Origin of the sequence: Cellulosimicrobium sp. NPDC057862 (genome assembly GCF_042797035.1) — a bacterium.
Lineage (GTDB): Bacteria > Actinomycetota > Actinomycetes > Actinomycetales > Cellulomonadaceae > Cellulosimicrobium.
The window spans coordinates 169,614-185,987 of the sequence record NZ_JBHVMH010000001.1; the positions used below are offsets into that span (position 1 = coordinate 169,614).

Here is a 16,374-nt window from a genome sequence, read left to right on the forward strand (position 1 = left end):
AGGTCAGTCGTCCGCCGCGGCGCGGCGCTCCTCCTCGGCGACGGACTCGCCCGTCGGGTCCTCGGCGACGAGGTCGTCCAGCGCGGTCCCGCCCAGCGGGCCGTCGCTCAGGCCCACGAGCCGCCAGCCCGACGACGGGTCGCCCTCGACCTCGACGAGCCCGGTGTTCGCGAGCGGGGTGCGGGCGAGCAGGTCGAGGTCGACCCCCGCGACGCGCGCGCACGCCCACGCGCGGATCGCCGCCCCGTGCGACACGACGACGGCGGTCCGCCATCCCGTGCGCACGACGCTCGCAACGGCGTCGTCGTAGCGCGCGAGGAACTCCGCGCCGTCCGGGCCCCCGGGCATGCGTCGGCCCGGCTCGCCACGCCCCCACGCGAACACCGTCTCGAGGTACGTCATGTGATCGTCGTGCTCGGCCGACATCTCCAGGTGGCCCGCGTCGACCTCACGGAACCCGTCGAGCTCGAGCGGGTCGTAGCCGTGCCGCTCGGCCAGCGGCGAGGCCGTGAGGTGTGTGCGCACGAGCGTCGACACCGCGACGCCCTCGACGACGCGGTCGGCGAGCGCGTCCGGGATCGCCGCCGCCTGGCGCGCGCCGAGCGCGGTGAGGCCCGGGCCGGGCAGGGCGGTGTCGAGCAGGCCGGCGACGTTGGACGGTGTCTGTCCGTGACGGACGAGGAGCAGGCGCATGGTTCTCCGGTTCTCGGGGTGGTCTCCTGCCACCCTACGAGCCCCCCGCCGAGCCACCCGCCGAGCAGCGGCGCCGTGGCAGGCTGGGGCCATGTCCCGCCGCGAGCTCGTCGTCCTCGGGACGGCCAGCATGGTCCCGACCCGCACGCGCAACCACAACGGCTACGTCCTCTTCTGGGACGACGAGGCGATCCTCTTCGACCCGGGCGAGGGCACGCAGCGGCAGATGTCGTTCGCGGGCGTGTCCGCGACCGACCTCACGCGCATCGCGATCACGCACCTGCACGGCGACCACAGCCTCGGCCTCGCGGGCGTCTCCCAGCGCATCAGCGGCGACGGCGTGCGGCACACGATCGGGGTGACCTACCCGGCGTCGGGCCAGCGGTGGGTGGACCACCTGCTCGACGCGAGCGCCCACTTCCGCCGCGGCCACCTGGAGCTGCAGCCCCTGACGACGGACGGCGTCGTCCCGCCCGTCACGGGCCGCCCCGAGCCGGGGTTCACGCTGCGCGCGGAACGCCTCGACCACACGCTCGAGGCCATGGGCTACCGCCTGGACGAGCCCGACGGCCGGTCGCTCGACCCCGCCCTGCTCGCGCGACACGGGCTGGCCGGGCCGGCGGTCGGCGAGCTGCAGCGGACCGGCGTCGTCACCGCCCCCGACGGCCGGACCGTCACCCTCGACGAGGTGAGCGCGCCGCGCCCCGGCCAGTCGTTCGCGTTCGTCATGGACACGCGCCTGTGCGACGCGGTGCACCGGCTCGCTGACGGCGTCGACCTGCTCGTCATCGAGTCGACGTTCCTCGACCGCGACCGGGACCAGGCCGAGCGCTGGGGCCACCTCACGGCGCGGCAGGCGGCGACCGTCGCCGCCGAGGCGGGCGTCCGGTCGCTCGTGCTCACGCACTTCTCGCAGCGCTACCCCGACCCGAGGGAGTTCTGGCGTGAGGCGCGCGAGGTGTTCGACGGCGAGCTCACGGTCGCGCAGGACCTCGACCGTGTCCGCGTCCCCCACCGGCGACGGCCCGGCTGACCGTGTCGCCGCCGTCGCCGCCGTCGCCGATGAGAAACGGCGCCCGTGGCCGTCTGACTACGGACGGCTGAACGCGGGCGCCCCGGGGCGCCTCACGAGAGGAACGAGATGAGACCGCTGCGGTACTCGATCAACGTCACGCTCGACGGCTGCTGCCACCACGAGGCGGGGCTCCCGCCGGACGAGGAGTCGATGCGCTACTGGACCGCCGAGATGGAGCGTGCCGACGCCCTCCTGTTCGGCCGGGTCACCTACGAGATGATGGAGTCGGCCTGGCGGCGGCCGGCTACGGGGGTCTGGCCCGACTGGATGGACGAGTGGGAGGTCCCGTTCGCCGAGGCCATCGACACGGCGCCGAAGCACGTCGTGTCGAGCACGTTGAGCAGTCCCGACTGGAACGCCGAGCTCGTACAGGGTGATCTGGGGCCCGCGGTCGAGCGACTCAAGCAGGAGCCGGGCGAGGGCCTGTGGGTGGGGGGCGTGACGCTCCCCCTGGCGCTGGCCGACCTGGGGCTGATCGACGAGTACGAGTTCGTCGTGCAGCCGGTCCTCGCCGGGCACGGACCGACCTTGCTCGCCGGGCTGCGCGAGCGCATCCAGCTCGAGCTCGTGGAACGCCGCGAGTTCCGCTCGGGGGCGGTCGCCGTGCGCTACCGGCCCGCAACCCCTGAGCAGTGAGACCGGGGCGGTGAGGCGGAGCCGTCCGGCTCCGCCCCACCGGCACCCGGGCCGACCTAGACGACCCGCGCCGAGAGCCAGCCCGCGAGGCGGTCCGGCCGGTCGGTGATGATCGCGTCGACCCCGAGCTCGACAGCGGCCGCCCAGTGCGCGGGCTCGTTGAGCGTCCACACCGCGACGTCGAGACCGGCGTCGTGCAGGCGCTGCACGAGGCCTGGCTCCTCCAGGAGGAGCAGCCCCATCGGGTTGCACGCCGCGACGTCGAGCTCGGCGCACCGCGCGAGCACGTCGTCGTCGAGCGACGCGACGAGCAGCCCGCGGCGCAGACCCGGGTCAGCCTCGCGCAGCGCCGCGACGGTCTCCGGCCAGAAGCTCTGCGCGACGACCCGGTCGGCGATGCCCGCGAACCGGATCGGCCCGGTGACGCGCCGCACCTGCTCGGCCGTCCACGCGCCCTTGAGCTCGAGCAGCAGGTCGGTGCCCGGCCGGCGCACGAGGAGGTCGACCACCTCCGCGAACGTCGGCACGCGCTGGCCCCCGAACGCCGGGGAGAACCACGACCCGGCGTCGAGCGCGCGGACCGCCGCGCGGTCGAGCCGCGCGACCGTGCCGCTGCCGGACGTCGTCGCGTCCACGGTGTCGTCGTGGATGACGACGGGCTCGCCGTCGGCCGTGAGCTGCACGTCGATCTCGATGCTGTGCGCTCCGGCCCGCCACGCCGCCTCGAACGCGGCGAGCGTGTTCTGCGGGGCGACCGAGCTGTTGCCGCGGTGCGCGACCACGCGCGGTAGCGCGGACCGCTCCGACCCGGCGCCCGTGGGCGCGAGCGCGGTGGCCGTCACAGGTACGGCTCCACGTTCTCGGTGTACGCGGTCTCGATGCGCGGCGTCACGGACTCGAACGCGGTCGCCGGGTCGACGCCCTCGATGACGATCTGCTCGATCGCCTCGTTGAGCAGCGCGTCGGCGCCGGGCACGAACACGCGGACGTCGTCCTGGATGCGCGCCTTGTCGGCGAGCTGGTCGACGGCCGTGCGGAACTGCGGCGTCGTCTCGTAGATGGCCTTCATCGTGTCGGACTCGACGGCCGACGTGCGCACCGGCATGTAGCCCGTGTTCTGCGAGAAGTACGCGGTGTTCTCGGTGTTCGTGAGGAACGCGAGGAACATCGCCGCGGCGAGCTGTTGCTCGGGCGACTTCGACGACGGGATCGCGAGGCCCGTGCCGCCGGTCGGGGTGCCGCCGCCGGCCGGGCCGTCGGGCAGGTAGGCCGTGCCGACCTCGAACGACGCCGCGTCGAGCGCGCCCTTGAGCGAGCCCGTCGAGCCGATGGTCGAGGCGATGAGACCCGACGAGAAATCGACCATCGCGTCGTCCGCGGAGAGCGTCGCGACGCCCTTCTCGTGGAACAGCTCGTGCAGGAACTGGCCGCCCGCGACCGACTCTTCCGAGTCGAGCGTGAGGTCGAACCCGTCGGAGTACGCGCCCCCCTGGCCCCAGATCATGTTCTCGAACCACCACGCGCCCCACGACGGGCCAGTCGACAGACCGAGCGTCGAGCCGCCGGCCGGGACGAGCGGCTTGAGGGACGCGTCCCAGGCCTCGAGCTCCTCCCACGTCTCGGGGCCGCGGTCGGGCAGGCCGGCAGCCGTCCACAGGTCCTTGTTGTAGTAGAACAGCGGCGTCGAGCGCGCGTAGGGCACGGCCCAGTGCTGGTCGTCGTACTCGTAGTCCGCGTAGAGCGCGGGCTGGAAGTCGGCGGCGTCGGCCTCGACGAACTCGAGCACGTCGTCGAGCGGCAGGATCTGGTCGTTGAGGTGGTAGCGGAACCACCAGACGTCGGACGCGATGACGACGTCGGGCAGCTCGTCGGTCTGCGAGGCGGCCTGGAAGCGCTGGGCGACCTCGTCGTAGTTCGCGCCCGCGGTGACGAGCTCGACCGAGATCCCGGACTCCTCCTCGAACCGGTCGATGAGCTCCTGCTCGATCTCCTGCGACGTGCCGGGGTGGTTGCTCCACCACGTGATCTCGGACGCGGGCTCGACGGCGGACCAGTCGACGGCCTCGGCCGTCGACTGGTCGCCCGCGGTGGCGGCGCCGTCGGCCCCGGCCACGCTCGGCCCGGCGCACGCGGTGAGCGCGAGGGCGGTGACCGCCGTGACGGCGGTGGCGGCGGCGCGGGCCCGACGGCGGCGCGCGGGCCGGCCGGGTGCGGTGCGGTGGGACACAGGTGCTCCTTCAGGTCGTGCACCGGGTCTCGGTGCGCTTCGGGGAACCCGGTCCGCTGCGGGCGGGCCGGGGAGCTCGGTGGTGGTGGGCGGGCACGCGGGTGCGCCGGTCCGCCCGGGGTGGGCGCCGTCGTCGGGCACGACGGCACGGGGGTGGGTCAGCCGGTGACCGCGCCCGCCGTGAGGCCCGCGACGAGGCGGCGCTGGAGGACGAGGAAGACGACGAGGATCGGCAGCGTCACGACGACGGTCGCGGCGAGCAGCACGCCCCAGTTCGTCATGCCGTCGGTGTTCTGCAGCAGCGTGAGGCCGACGGGGAGGGTCATCTTGTCGGGGCGGTCGATGACGAGGAACGGCCACAGGTAGTCGTTCCACTCCGTCACGACGGACACGAGCGCGACCGCGGCGAGCGTCGGCGTGCTCATCGGCACGACGAACCGCCAGAGCTTGCGCCAGTGGCCCGCGCCGTCGAGCTCGGCGGCCTCGAGGATCGAGCGGGGCAGCGTGAGGAAGTGCTGCCGGAACAGGAACGTCCCGAACGCGCTCGCCAGGCCCGGCACGAGGATGCCCTGGTAGGTGTTGAGCCACCCGAGGCTCGCGACGAGCGTGTAGTTGGGGATGATCGTGATCTGCGGCGGGATCATGAGCGTCGCGATGACGAGCCCGAACACCACCTTCTTGAACGGGAAGTCGAGGAACACGAGCGCGTACGCGCACGTGAGGCCCAGCGCGACCTTGAGCCCCGCGCCCACGACCGTGATCCCGACGCTGTTCGCGAGCAGTCGCCCGAGCGGGATCGAGTCCGCCGCCTGCGCGTAGTTGTCGAGGTTGAGGCTGCCCGGGAGCCACTGCAGCGGGACGGTGTACAGCTCGGCGGGCGTCTTCATGCTCGCGAGGACCATCCACACCAGCGGCGCGCCGAGCACGACGGTCGCGAGGACCAGGGAGAGGTAGCCGCCCGGCTGGAGGGCCCGGCGTCGGGCACGGGGTGCGCCCGGCGAGCGGGGTTCGAGGGCGGCCGGCGTGGCGGGCGCCGTCTCGGGGCGGGCGGGCGCGACGGCGCTCATGCGTAGTGGACCTTCCGCTGGACGAACCGCATCTGCACCGCGGTCACCGCGAGCAGCACGAGGAAGAGGACCGTGGCGACCGCCGACGCGTACCCGGCGCGCCCGTTGACGAAGCTCTCCTCGTAGATCGAGTACATGAGCGTCGTCGTCGAGCCGAGCGGGCCGCCCTGCGTCATCGCCTTGATGATGTCGAAGGACTGGAGCGACGCGAGGAGCATCGTCACGACGAGGAAGAACGTCGTCGGGGTGAGCAGCGGCAGCACGATCGAGCGCAGCGTCCGCGCCGACGAGGCGCCGTCGAGCGCGGCGGCGTCCCTCAGGTCCTGCGGCACCGACTGGAGGCCTGCCAGGTAGATGAGCGCGACGTACCCGAGGTTCTTCCACAGGTAGACGACGACGATCATCACGAGCGGCCACGGTCGCTGCGTGTACCACTGGGGCGACGCGACGCCGACCCAGCCGAGCACCTCCTGGACCAGCCCGTAGCGCGGGTCGAACATGAACAGCCACAGGATCCCGACCGCGAAGCCCGACAGCACGTACGGCGCGAACGCGACGGTCCGGGCGACCCCGCGGCCGCGGAGCTTCCGGTTGAGCAGCAGCGCCAGGCCCAGGCCGAGGACCATCGCCCCACCGACCGTCGCGAGCGTGAACACGAGCGTCGTCGTGACGATGCGGCCCGTCGTCGGCGCGGTGAACCACTCGACGTAGTTGCCCAGCCCGACCGGCCGCGCGACCGGCGACCCGAGGTTCCACTGGAGCGTCGAGAGGTAGAAGCTCTGCAGCAGCGGCCGGTAGACGAACACCAGCAGGAGCACGAGGTTCGGCCCCGCGAGCAGCAGCGCCCACAGCAGGTTCCGCCGACGGCGTCGCGCGCCCAGGCGGCTGCGGCGCAGCGCCTGGACCTCGCGGTCGGCGGGGCCCGCCGGCGGGCGGCCGGCGGGTGCGCCGGAGCCGTCGGGTCGTGCGGCAGCGGGGTCGGCCGCGGCGGCCGACGACGACGCGCGGGGCGCGCCGGAGGAACCCGGGGAGTCCGGGGTGAGGACGGTGGTCACAGCAAGGATCCGCTCGGACGAGGGACGTGGTCGTGGCCGGCGCAGCACCCGTCCCGCGGGTGGGCGGCCACGGCGAGCATAGGAACCTGGTGCGCCGGTTTGATCCGGGAATGTCCGAGTGCGGAGGGAGCCTTCGGGCAACGTTCACCACCCCGTGCCCGGCGTGCCATCTGACCCTGTGGAGCGGCCACGTCGTGGACACCCTGAGCCCTCTTCTACCTCGCCGCACGACGACGCCCGCGGCGCCGCTCATCGGCCGAGCGGCGCCGCGGGCGCGGCTGGGGTGCGCTACGCGCAGGTGAGCGCGTCGTACGCGACCGTCACCTCCGTCGTCGCGCCCGAGACGTCCGTGACGACGACGAGCGCCTCACCGGCGTCGAGGGCGCCACGGGCCTTGAACGACTGGTAGGCGTTCTTGCCCGGGTCGACCTGGGCGAACGACCGCTCGCCGTGCTCCGTCCGCAGGGCGATCGCGACGGTCTCGTCGCCGTCGTTCGTCGCACGGACGGCGAGATACGGGGTGCCGCCGAGGCAGCGGGGCTGCGCGGTGACGGTGACCTGCGGGTCGACGGGCTGCACCTCGGCCGGGAAGACGTCGAGCGCGTCGAGCTCGGTGTACCAGGTGAGCTTGGTCAGGGCGACGGTGTTCCAGCCCTGCTGGAGCTCGACCTCGTGCGTGACCGACTGCCAGTTGCCCCACGTGGTGTGCGGGAACGTGACGACGCCCGCGTCCGCGCCGTTCACCGTGACCGTGCTGGTCGAGGCGAGCGTGTAACCGCCGCGCTCGGAGCCGTTCGCGAACCGGACGCCCAGCGTGTAGGGCCCGGCCTCCTCGGCGTGGACCTGGAGCGCGACGGAGCTGTCGAGGAAGTCGAGCCCGCCGACCTTCTGGCCGCCGGACGCACCCGACGCGCTCCCGACCGAGCCGCGCGTGATGACGCCGTCCTCGAACTCGTACCGCGTCGCGTCGGACGGGATGACGGGCGGGGCCGACGGGCGCGGGTCGCGCGTCGCCGGGTAGACGTCGAACGCGTCGAGCTCGGTGTAGAACGTCGCGCGGGTCAGCGTGATCGTGTTGGTGCCCGCGGCCAGGTCCACGAGGTGCTCGGACGTCTGCCAGTTGCCCCACGTCGTGTGCGGGAAGACGACGGTCTTCGCGACCTCGCCGTTGACGGCCAGCATCCCGGTCGACGGGACGCGCGTCGAGCCGTCGAGCGACCCGTTGGCGAACCGGATGCCGAGCAGGGCCGGGCCGGCCTCGTCGGCGTGCACCTCGACCGTCACGGACGAGTCGGCGAAGTCCAGGCCGCCGACCTTCGCCCCGCCCGACGCCCCGCCGTCGGCCACGACGCGCGCGTTCGTGATGACGCCGTCCTCCGCCTGGTAGCGGTCGGACGCCTGCGGGACGAACGGGACGCCGTCGGCGGTCCACTCGAGGTCCGCGACGTACATCGCGCGGTAGGTGAACGCCGCGTTCCAGCCGTGGAAGACGATCGCGTCGGAGCCGTCCGGCGCGGTGACGACGTCCTGCCCGCCCGGGCCGCGCACGTCGCCCTGGAAGCGGTCGCTCGTCAGGAGCTCGGTCGTCGCCTTGGTCCACGGGCCAGCCAGGCTCGAGGCCGTCGCGTACGACGTGCGGTAGCCGCCCCCGCCGAAGTCGTTCGCCGAGTAGAAGAGGTAGTACGTGCCGTCGCGCTCGAGGAGCGTCGGGCCCTCGACCACGCGGCCCTCGTAGGCCTTGTCCACGCGGATGAGCTCGACGGGCGGGCCGGTGAGCGTCGCGCCGTCGGGCGAGAGCGGCTGGGCGAAGATGATCGCCGTCTTGCCCGTGCAGCAGTTCCCGTCGGCCTTCCACAGCAGGTACAGCTGGTCGCCGTCGACGAACGTCGCGGCGTCGATCGCACCGCCGAGGTCCTCCGTGCCGGCCTCGCCGTTGGGGCAGACGATCGGGTCGTCGCCGACTGGGACGAACGGGCCGTCCGGCGTGTCGGACAACGCCACGCCGAGGCACTGGCGCGGCGACGTCGCGTCGCGCGCCGTGTAGTACAGGGCGTAGCCGCCCTCGACCGCGGACACCTCCGGGGCCCACACGCAGCGGTCGGTCGCGCCGCCCGGCGCGAACGTGCACGACTCGCTGACCCAGGCGCCGAGGTCGGGCGCGACGTCGGACGGCGCGCTCCACGTGACGAGGTCCGTGGACGTGCGGTGCTGCACGTTCTGGCCCTGGTGGTTCGTCGCGTAGGCGTGGTAGACGCCGTCGACGAGCAGGATGTCGGGGTCGGGGAAGTTGGCGTCGACGACCGGGGAGATCGTCGGCTCGGCCACGGCGGTTGCCGCAGCCGGAACGCTCGCCGGGGCCGGCGCCGCCGTGGCGGCGGCCGCGCCCGACACCGCCAGCCCGAGCGCGACCAGCGCACTCGTGACAGCGGTGGCACGCGAGCGCGCGCGGGACAGGGAGAACTTCATGGGGTGTCCTCTCGACGGTGAGGGGGCAAGAACCCGGGACGGCGTCGACCTCGGGGTTTCGAGTGTCCCGGGCGGGCTCTCACAAGTCAACAACTTCTCGCACAATCCAACATGCCTTCGCTCCTGCGACGCCGTGACCTGGCGCCACAGTCACGCCCTCGAAGCAATCGAGGACGTGGCCGCGGCGCCCGGTGAGGACCGACCTGCTTCCATGGGACAGTTGCGAGGGGCGATCAGCCCAGCGAGACCTCGACGCCCCCGGAGAACATCGAGTCGTGCAGGGACAGCGTCGCGGGGACGGCGTCGGCCGGGATGTCGAACACGACGACTCCGTCGACCGCGTTGCCCGGGTTGATGTCCGTGAGGAAGCTGTTCGTGTCGCCGAGGTAGATCGCCGCCGTGCTGTCGCTCTCGTGCGTGCGGCCCTCGGTGTCGGTGAGCTGCTGGTTGCCGCCCGTGAACATCTGCGCCTCGTCGCCGATGTTCTTCACCGTCATGTGGACGAGCACGTACTGGCCCTGCGCCTCCTGGCTGAGGTACTGGTCACCGACGCTCGGGACGCCGGGCTCCACCGAGGTCACCGTGAACTCGAACTTCCCGTCACGGACGGGCGTCCCGATGCCGGGCGCGGCGGGCTGCTCGGGCGCGGGCTCCTCGGCGGGCGGTTCCTCGGGCTGCTCCTCCACGGGTGCCTCCGCGTCCGTACCGGTGTCCGCGGTCTCGTCAGCGCCGGCCCCTGCGACGGCTGCGGGTGCGGTCGGCTCATCGCCTCCACCACCCCCGAGGCTCGCGCCCACGATGACGAGCAGCACGACGACGCCCAGGCCCGTGAGGATCTTGTGGCGGGCGAACCACGACTTCCGGGGGGCCGGCGGAACCCCCGGCTGCCCGCCCGGAGCGGGGTACCCGGGGGTCGGGAAGCCCTGCGCGGGCTGCTGCCCGGCGTAGGGCGGCGGGCCGGGGTGGCCGCCCGGCCCCGGCTGCGGGAAGCCGCCGGGCGGCGGTGCGAACGACGACTGCCCGGTCGGCTGAGGGTGGTGGTGCGGGTTCGGGGTGGGTGCGGACATCGTCGCCTCCTGCGTCGTGGTCGACGGCGCCCGGTCGGCGACGTCGTGCTGGTCTCGACGACGAGAGTGCGGGTCGCGGTCGCCCCGGGGGATCCCCCGACCGGATCGACTCGGCCCCCCGACCGGTGGACCCCGTCCCGCCGGTCCCGGCCGAACGGTGGAGCCCCGCCGTCGGCGGGTGCCCGTAGGCTCGCGCCCATGCATCCGCCACCGCAGCAGCCCGGACCGCCTCCGGCCGGTCCGTACGGCGCCGGTGGTCCCCGCGGTGCCGGCGTCCCACCGCCACGACACCCCGTCCCGCACGCGGGCCAGCCGACCCGCCCCGCGACCTGGGCAGGCCCGCCCCCGGGCGGCACAGAATCGCCGTCGGGCCCGCCGCTCGCCGCGCACCCGTACCCGCCGCCGTACCACCGCGCCGCCGGGCCCTACCCGATCCCGTCCGCCACCGGGCCGTCGCCACTCGCCCGGGCGTGGTCCGTCCTGGCCACCGTCGCGGCGGCGACCGCGACGTTCGGCGTCGGGATCGTCAGCGCGACGTACGACAACATCGGGCTCGGCCCGGATCCCGCCGGGTGGCGTGTCGGCCTCACGCTGCTCTGGTGGGTGCTCGCGGCCGGGCTCGCGGCGGCCGTCGTCTGGCGCGACCGGCACGCCGTCGTCGTGTGCCTGGCCGCCGCCGCCGCGGGCGTCCTGACTCCCGTCGGCGCGATGGCCCCGCTCGTCGCGCTGCCTTTCGTGATCGCGCGGGAGCGGCGGTGGAAGGTCGTCGCGCTGTGCGCCGCCGCGACGACGCTCGCCGTCGGGGTCTCGTTCTGGCGCGACGCGGCACGCGACGGCGCTGCGGTGATCTTCTCCACGACACCGGTGGGGACCACCGCGACGTCCTACCTCGACCCGGTGGGGTACGTCGTGCTGACCCTGCTGTGCCTCGCCCTGTCCGTGGGGGCCGGGTTCCTGCGCCGGGCGCTCGGGCGTGCCGACGCCGCGCAGCAGGTCGCCGTCGCGGAGAACCGGCGCGCGGAGGCGCTCAGCACGCAGGCGTACGAGCTGCGCACCGAGCTGTCGCGCCAGGACGAGCGCGAGCTCATCGCGCGCGAGATGCACGACACGGTCGCGCACAACCTCTCCGTCGTCTCCCTCCAGGCGTCCGCGCTCGAGGTGACCACGAACGACCCCGGGGTGGTCGACGCCGCCCGCACCATGCGGTCCTCGGCACACCGCGCGCTCGACGAGATGCGCGCCCTCATCACGTCCCTGCGCGCCGGGTCGGAGCAGTACACCGGGTCCGCTCCCGCCCTGGGAGACCTCGCGACCCTGCTCGACGACGCCCGGACCGCGGGCGTCGACCTCGCGGCGACCGTGTTCGTCGCCGACGCCGACACCGCACCGCCCGCGCTCACGCGGGCCGTGTACCGGGTGGTGCAGGAGTCCCTGACCAACGTCATGAAGCACGCGCCGGGGGCCAGGGCCGAGGTCAACGTCCGGGCGCGGCCCGGCGACGGCGTCACCATCACCGTGCGCAACGCGCTGACGCGCGACCTCGACCCGTACACCGCCCCGCTGGTCGGTCAGCCCGGCGCCACCGTCGGCGGCACCGGCGTGCCGGGCGGCGGTGCCGGGGTCGTGGGGATGCGCGAGCGGTGCGAGGCCGTGGGCGGCACGTTCGACGCCGGTGCGGATGGCGGCCACTTCGTCGTGCGGGCCCGCCTGCCCTGGGACCCGCCGACGGAGCGGCCCGGCACCGGTCGGGGCCGCTGACCGTCGCTGCCCCGCGTGGGCGGTCACCGCTACTCTCGCGTCGTGATCCGGGTGATGGTCGTCGACGACGACGCGATGGTACGCCGACTGCTGCGCACCATCCTGCAGGCGAGCGGGCTCGACGTCGTGGCCGAGGCCGCCGACGGCGACCAGGTCGTCACCGCGGTCCAGGCCCACCACCCGGACGTCGTCCTCATGGACCTGCGGATGCCACGCGTCGACGGGGTCGTCGCGACCCGCGCGGTCCGGGCGCTCCCCGACCCGCCCGGCGTGATCGCCATGACCTCGTTCGACACCGAGCAGGTCATCCTCGACGCCGTCCGCGCCGGAGCCGACGGGTTCCTCGCCAAGGACGCCGAACCCGCGGAGATCGTCGCCGCGGTCCGCGCCGTCGCCGGGGGCGGCGGCGCGCTGTCGCCCCGCGCGGCGAAGACGATGATCACCCAGGTCGGGGCCGACACCGGTGCGGCCACCCGTCGCGTGGCCGGGGAGCGCCTGGCCGCGCTCACCGAGCGCGAGCTGGACGTCGCGCGCCTCCTCGTCGACGGGCTGTCCAACGGCGAGATCGCCGGTCGCCTCTACCTCGGCGAGGCGACCGTCAAGACGCACCTCTCCAGCGCCTGCGCCAAGGTCGGGGTGGCGAACCGCACCCAGCTCGCGATCGTCGTCGCCCAGGCCGCGGGGTAGCGGCGCAACCCGCCGGCGCTCCCCCGCGCGGGGGACGCGGCACCACCCGCTGCGCCGGTAGCGTCACGACCGTGATCCTCTGCGGTGAGATCGAGTGGTGAGCGCGCAGGTCGTCGTCATCGGTGGCGGGATCGGCGGGCTTGCGTCCGGCGTCGCGCTCGCCCGCGCCGGGTGGGACGTCACCGTCCTGGAGCGCGCGGGCGCGCTCGAACCCGTCGGGGCCGGGATCGCCGTCGCCCCCAACGCCGTCCGCGCGCTCGGTGCGCTCGGCCTCGGCGACCGGCTGCGCGACCTCGCCGCACTCCAGGGCGAGGTCGGGCTGCGCCGGCCCGACGGGCGCTGGCTCGTCCGCGCGAACGCGTCCGCCGCCAGCGCCCGGTTCGGCGACCAGACGCTCGTGCTCCACCGCGCCCAGCTCGTCGGCATGCTCGCGGACGCCCTGCCCGACGGCGCGCTCCGGCTCGGCGTCGACGCCGCCGTCGTGGACCCCGGCGACGCGGGGCGGCCCGCGCGCGTGCGGGTGCGCGACGCCGTCGGGCAGGGCCGTGACGTCAGACGGGACGGTGCCATCGGGCGGCGCGGCGCGCCGCGGCAGGGTGACGGGCGTTCGGACGGGGAGCCGTCGCCGGACCGGCTGGGCGTCGACGACCGGTCACCTGGCGATACCGAGGAGATCGAGGCGGCGCTCGTCGTCGCGGCCGACGGCATCGACTCACCGTCCCGGCGGCGCTGGTGGCCCGATGCGCTGGGGCCTGTCTCGGGCGGGTCGACGGCGTGGCGGCTCGTCGCCGAGGCGCCGCCCGGCGAGTCGGGCGGTGGGGTCGGGAGCGAGACGTGGGGTCGCGGCATCGTCGTCGGGATCGTGCCGCTCGCCGACGGGCGCGTGTACTCGTACGTGTCCGTCGCCGACGCCGCCGGGGTCCCGGCGTCGTTCGCGGAGCTCCGCGACCTGCTCGCCGACTGGCACGCGCCGATCCCCTCGCTGCTGGCCTCCGTCGATCCCGCCGCGGTGCTGTGCCACGAGCTGCGGCACCTCCCCGCTCCTCCCGCCTCGCTGGTCACCGGCCGCGTCGCGCTCGTCGGCGACGCCGCGCACGCGATGCTGCCGAACGTCGGGCAGGGCGGATGCCAGGCGCTCGAGGACGCTGTGGTGCTGGGAGTGCGGACGGGTGGGGTCGAGGGGACGGGCCGTGCCGGTGGTGGCGGGGAAGACGGTGGCGGTGTGGACGCCGCGGAGTTGCCGGAGGCGCTGCGGCGGTGGTCCGACGAGCGGCGTCCGCGCGTCGAGAAGGTCATGCGGATGTCGGCGCGGATGGCCGGGATGTCGCGCACCATCTCCCCCGTCATGACGGCGGCGCGCGACCTCGGCGCGCGCCTCGCCGGACCGTGGAGCGCCGTGCTCGGTGCGTGGACGCTGCGCGGGGTGCTCGGCTGGCGGCCACCGACCTGAGGGACGGAGCGGTCTCCACCGCGACCAGGGCGGCTCCCCCCGGGCGAGCGAGAAGCCTCGCGGGCAACCATCGGTAGGGTCGCACCGTGACCAGGGTGCGGGTCGTCGACGACGACCCAGCGCTGCGACGACTGCTGCGGACAGTCCTGCGGCCGGACGACGGTGAGGTCGTCGCTTAGCATCGGACGGCGACAAGGCGGTGACGGCTGTGCAGGCGCACCCGCCCGACGTCGTGCTCATGGACCTGCGGATGCCGCGCGTCGACGGGGTCGCGACGACGCGGTCCGTGCGGGCGCTGCCGGGACCCTCCCGGGGTGATCGCCATGACATCGTTCGACACCGAGGCCGTCACCCTCGACGCCGTCAACGCCGGTGCGCCGGCCTTCCTCGCCCAGGACTCGTCGCCGGACGAGATTGTGTCAGCGATCCGCGCTGTTGCTGCTGGAGAGGATGCACTTTCACCGCGCGCCGCGCGGACGGTCATGGCTCGGTGAGGGCGACACCCCGCGCTGCGGGACGTCGCGAGGCGGCACGAAGAGTCGCCGCGCTCACCGAACGCGAGCTCGACGACGCGCGGTTCGTCTCGGAAAGTCTGCCCAACGCTCGAATCGCGCAACGCCTGTTCCTCGGCGAAGCGACCATCAAGACCACCTCGCCGCCGCGTCGGCGAAGCTCGGATCATCAACCGCGTGCAGCTCGCGGTGGTCGTGACACAGTCGTCACCCGGTGGTGCGTGACCGCGGCCCAACCCTCGACGTGGCCGCCCAGCTCGACCACGATGTCTGTCAACGTGGCAACGTTTCCGCTGTCTTTCTGCCAGCGCACCAGAACTCAGCGCGTTGTGCATGGCCGAGCTTGGCGCGACACGGTGCCGTTCAACCGAGGGAGTCCAGCATCTTGGCGAACGCTTGCTCCGTCACGATGGGGATGCCATAGTCGACCGCCTTGCGAGCCTTGCCCGAGAGCGAGTCAGGATCGGCCGCCACGAGCAGACGGACCTTCTTCGTCACGTTCCCGTTCGGGACGACCCCGACGGCGCGCGCTCGGGCCTCCCATTCCGAGCGTGGGATGGTCATCTCCCCGGTGAGAACGACGAGGTCGCCAGGTTCGAGCCGGAACGCACCAGTGCCGGGTCGCGGATCCTCGATCGAGCTCTCGACGCCGCGGCCTGGCAGGCGCCCAGTCTCGTCGCCCGAGCCTGACTCGATGCGAGGTCGTGCTGCGTCCAGCAGTGTGACGAGCTCTGCGACCGCGATGTCGAGCAGCCCGGCGACGGCGGCCAGGTCAGCGCGCTCGTCGTCCGTCACGACGCCGTCGGCCCAGGCCGCGGTGGTCAGCTCGGAGAGATAGGAACGATGGAGCTCGTACGCAGTGCCTGCGTCGATACCCAGCTCCACCGCGGTGTCAGCAAGAGCATCGTGCTCGCGGGCAGACAGGTACCGATCGAGGAGGGCGCGGTCAAGGAGCGCCAGGTACTGCTCTCGCTCCCACGACCCAAGTGAGCTGGGCAGGCTCGACGAGAGACGCTCGAGGAAGGGCACATCACGACCGGCCGCTACACCTCGCACGACGGGCGCAACGTCGAGCACCGGGATCGAGGGCCACCGGGCGGTCTCAGCTAGCTCGTGCGCCAAGTCCCACCATGGCAGCGCCGGAGCACGTTCGCCGTCCAGCCTGTCGCGCGCCGCGATGAGTAGGTCAAGGACACCGGCGGCCGCGCGGGCGTCGGCAAGCGCCTCGTGCGCTCCGGCGTGCTCGATGCCGAGGTGCGCGCAGCAGCCCGCGAGCGAGCGCGGCGCACCCGGCAGCAGCGCCGCCGCCGTACGCATCGTGCACAGCGTCGTCGGCCACACGAGGGGGACGTCGTGGCCGCAGCTCTGGAAGGAGTGCTGAAGGAATCCCAGGTCGAACGCCGCATTGTGCGCGACGAGGACACGTCCTTCGAGCAGGCCAGCGAGCGTACCCGCGACGTCGGCGAACCGAGGCGCGTGGCGAACGTCCGCCGCGGTGATGCCGTGGACCACCTGCGGCCCCAGATCACGCTCCGGGTTGACCAGCGTCGACCACGTGCGCTCGACGCGCCCTGCTGCGTCGACGTGCACGACCGCGACCTCGACGATCCGATCGTGCCGCGACGGTCGTAGGCCCGTAGTCTCCACGTCGACGACGGCGTATCCAGCCATGGATGTCTCG

Annotated in this window: 14 protein-coding genes; 6 read left to right on the forward strand and 8 right to left on the reverse strand. The window is 73.7% G+C overall.

Annotation, left to right across the window (positions count from 1 at the left end; genetic code table 11):
- Nucleotides 1-3 precede the first annotated feature (3 nt).
- Nucleotides 4-693, reverse strand: a complete 690-nt coding sequence (locus ACFVN3_RS00765) for a histidine phosphatase family protein (protein WP_378229556.1) — start codon at nt 691-693, stop codon at nt 4-6.
- Between the two features lie 91 nt (nt 694-784).
- Between ACFVN3_RS00765 and ACFVN3_RS00770 the strand changes: the two genes are divergently transcribed.
- Entirely contained in the window at nt 785-1,726 is a 942-nt protein-coding gene (locus tag ACFVN3_RS00770; RefSeq protein WP_378229558.1) for a ribonuclease Z, read from the forward strand.
- A gap of 108 nt (nt 1,727-1,834) precedes the next feature.
- Nucleotides 1,835-2,404 carry a dihydrofolate reductase family protein gene (locus ACFVN3_RS00775; RefSeq protein WP_378229560.1) on the forward strand — a complete coding sequence of 190 codons (570 nt, stop codon included), beginning with the start codon at nt 1,835-1,837 and terminating at the stop codon, nt 2,402-2,404.
- A 56-nt stretch (nt 2,405-2,460) separates the two neighbouring features.
- On the opposite strand, the gene ACFVN3_RS00780 is transcribed toward ACFVN3_RS00775, so the two are convergent.
- The 6 genes from ACFVN3_RS00780 to ACFVN3_RS00805 all read right to left on the reverse strand — a co-directional run bounded on the left by ACFVN3_RS00780 (nt 2,461) and on the right by ACFVN3_RS00805 (nt 10,286).
- Nucleotides 2,461-3,246, reverse strand: coding sequence for a glycerophosphodiester phosphodiesterase (locus ACFVN3_RS00780; protein WP_378229562.1), 786 nt, complete (start codon nt 3,244-3,246; stop codon nt 2,461-2,463).
- The gene (locus ACFVN3_RS00785) at nt 3,243-4,631 is read right to left on the reverse strand and encodes an ABC transporter substrate-binding protein (RefSeq protein WP_378229564.1); all 1,389 of its coding nucleotides are present in this window, start codon (nt 4,629-4,631) and stop codon (nt 3,243-3,245) included. Before ACFVN3_RS00785 ends, ACFVN3_RS00780 begins: the two co-directional genes overlap by 4 nt.
- A 158-nt stretch (nt 4,632-4,789) precedes the next feature.
- Complete coding sequence (locus ACFVN3_RS00790) at nt 4,790-5,698, reverse strand: carbohydrate ABC transporter permease (protein ID WP_378229566.1); 909 nt, start codon at nt 5,696-5,698, stop codon at nt 4,790-4,792.
- Nucleotides 5,695-6,594, reverse strand: coding sequence for a carbohydrate ABC transporter permease (locus tag ACFVN3_RS00795; protein WP_378230308.1), 900 nt, complete (start codon nt 6,592-6,594; stop codon nt 5,695-5,697). Before ACFVN3_RS00795 ends, ACFVN3_RS00790 begins: the two co-directional genes overlap by 4 nt.
- Before the next feature lie 447 nt (nt 6,595-7,041).
- A complete protein-coding gene (locus tag ACFVN3_RS00800) occupies nt 7,042-9,219 on the reverse strand; it encodes a family 43 glycosylhydrolase (RefSeq protein ID WP_378229568.1) in 2,178 nt (725 codons plus the stop codon).
- A 233-nt stretch (nt 9,220-9,452) separates the two neighbouring features.
- Nucleotides 9,453-10,286: a DUF4352 domain-containing protein gene (locus tag ACFVN3_RS00805; RefSeq protein ID WP_378229570.1), complete on the reverse strand. Its 834-nt coding sequence runs from the start codon at nt 10,284-10,286 to the stop codon at nt 9,453-9,455.
- Nucleotides 10,287-10,484: 198 nt separating this feature from the next.
- On the opposite strand from ACFVN3_RS00805, the gene ACFVN3_RS00810 reads away from it, so the two are divergent.
- The 4 genes from ACFVN3_RS00810 (at nt 10,485) to ACFVN3_RS00825 (ending at nt 14,675) form a co-directional block, all read left to right on the forward strand.
- The gene (locus ACFVN3_RS00810; protein ID WP_378229572.1) at nt 10,485-12,044 is read left to right on the forward strand and encodes a sensor histidine kinase; all 1,560 of its coding nucleotides are present in this window, start codon (nt 10,485-10,487) and stop codon (nt 12,042-12,044) included.
- Nucleotides 12,045-12,086: 42 nt separating this feature from the next.
- Nucleotides 12,087-12,731 (forward strand): response regulator, encoded by a 645-nt coding sequence (locus ACFVN3_RS00815; protein ID WP_378229574.1) that lies wholly within the window; start codon nt 12,087-12,089, stop codon nt 12,729-12,731.
- Nucleotides 12,732-12,828: 97 nt separating this feature from the next.
- Nucleotides 12,829-14,181 carry an FAD-dependent monooxygenase gene (locus tag ACFVN3_RS00820; protein ID WP_378229576.1) on the forward strand — a complete coding sequence of 451 codons (1,353 nt, stop codon included), beginning with the start codon at nt 12,829-12,831 and terminating at the stop codon, nt 14,179-14,181.
- Nucleotides 14,182-14,495: 314 nt separating this feature from the next.
- Entirely contained in the window at nt 14,496-14,675 is a 180-nt protein-coding gene (locus ACFVN3_RS00825; RefSeq protein WP_378229578.1) for a hypothetical protein, read from the forward strand.
- A 381-nt stretch (nt 14,676-15,056) separates the two neighbouring features.
- On the opposite strand, the gene ACFVN3_RS00830 is transcribed toward ACFVN3_RS00825, so the two are convergent.
- The gene (locus tag ACFVN3_RS00830) at nt 15,057-16,364 is read right to left on the reverse strand and encodes an exonuclease domain-containing protein (protein WP_378229580.1); all 1,308 of its coding nucleotides are present in this window, start codon (nt 16,362-16,364) and stop codon (nt 15,057-15,059) included.
- Nucleotides 16,365-16,374 lie beyond the last annotated feature (10 nt).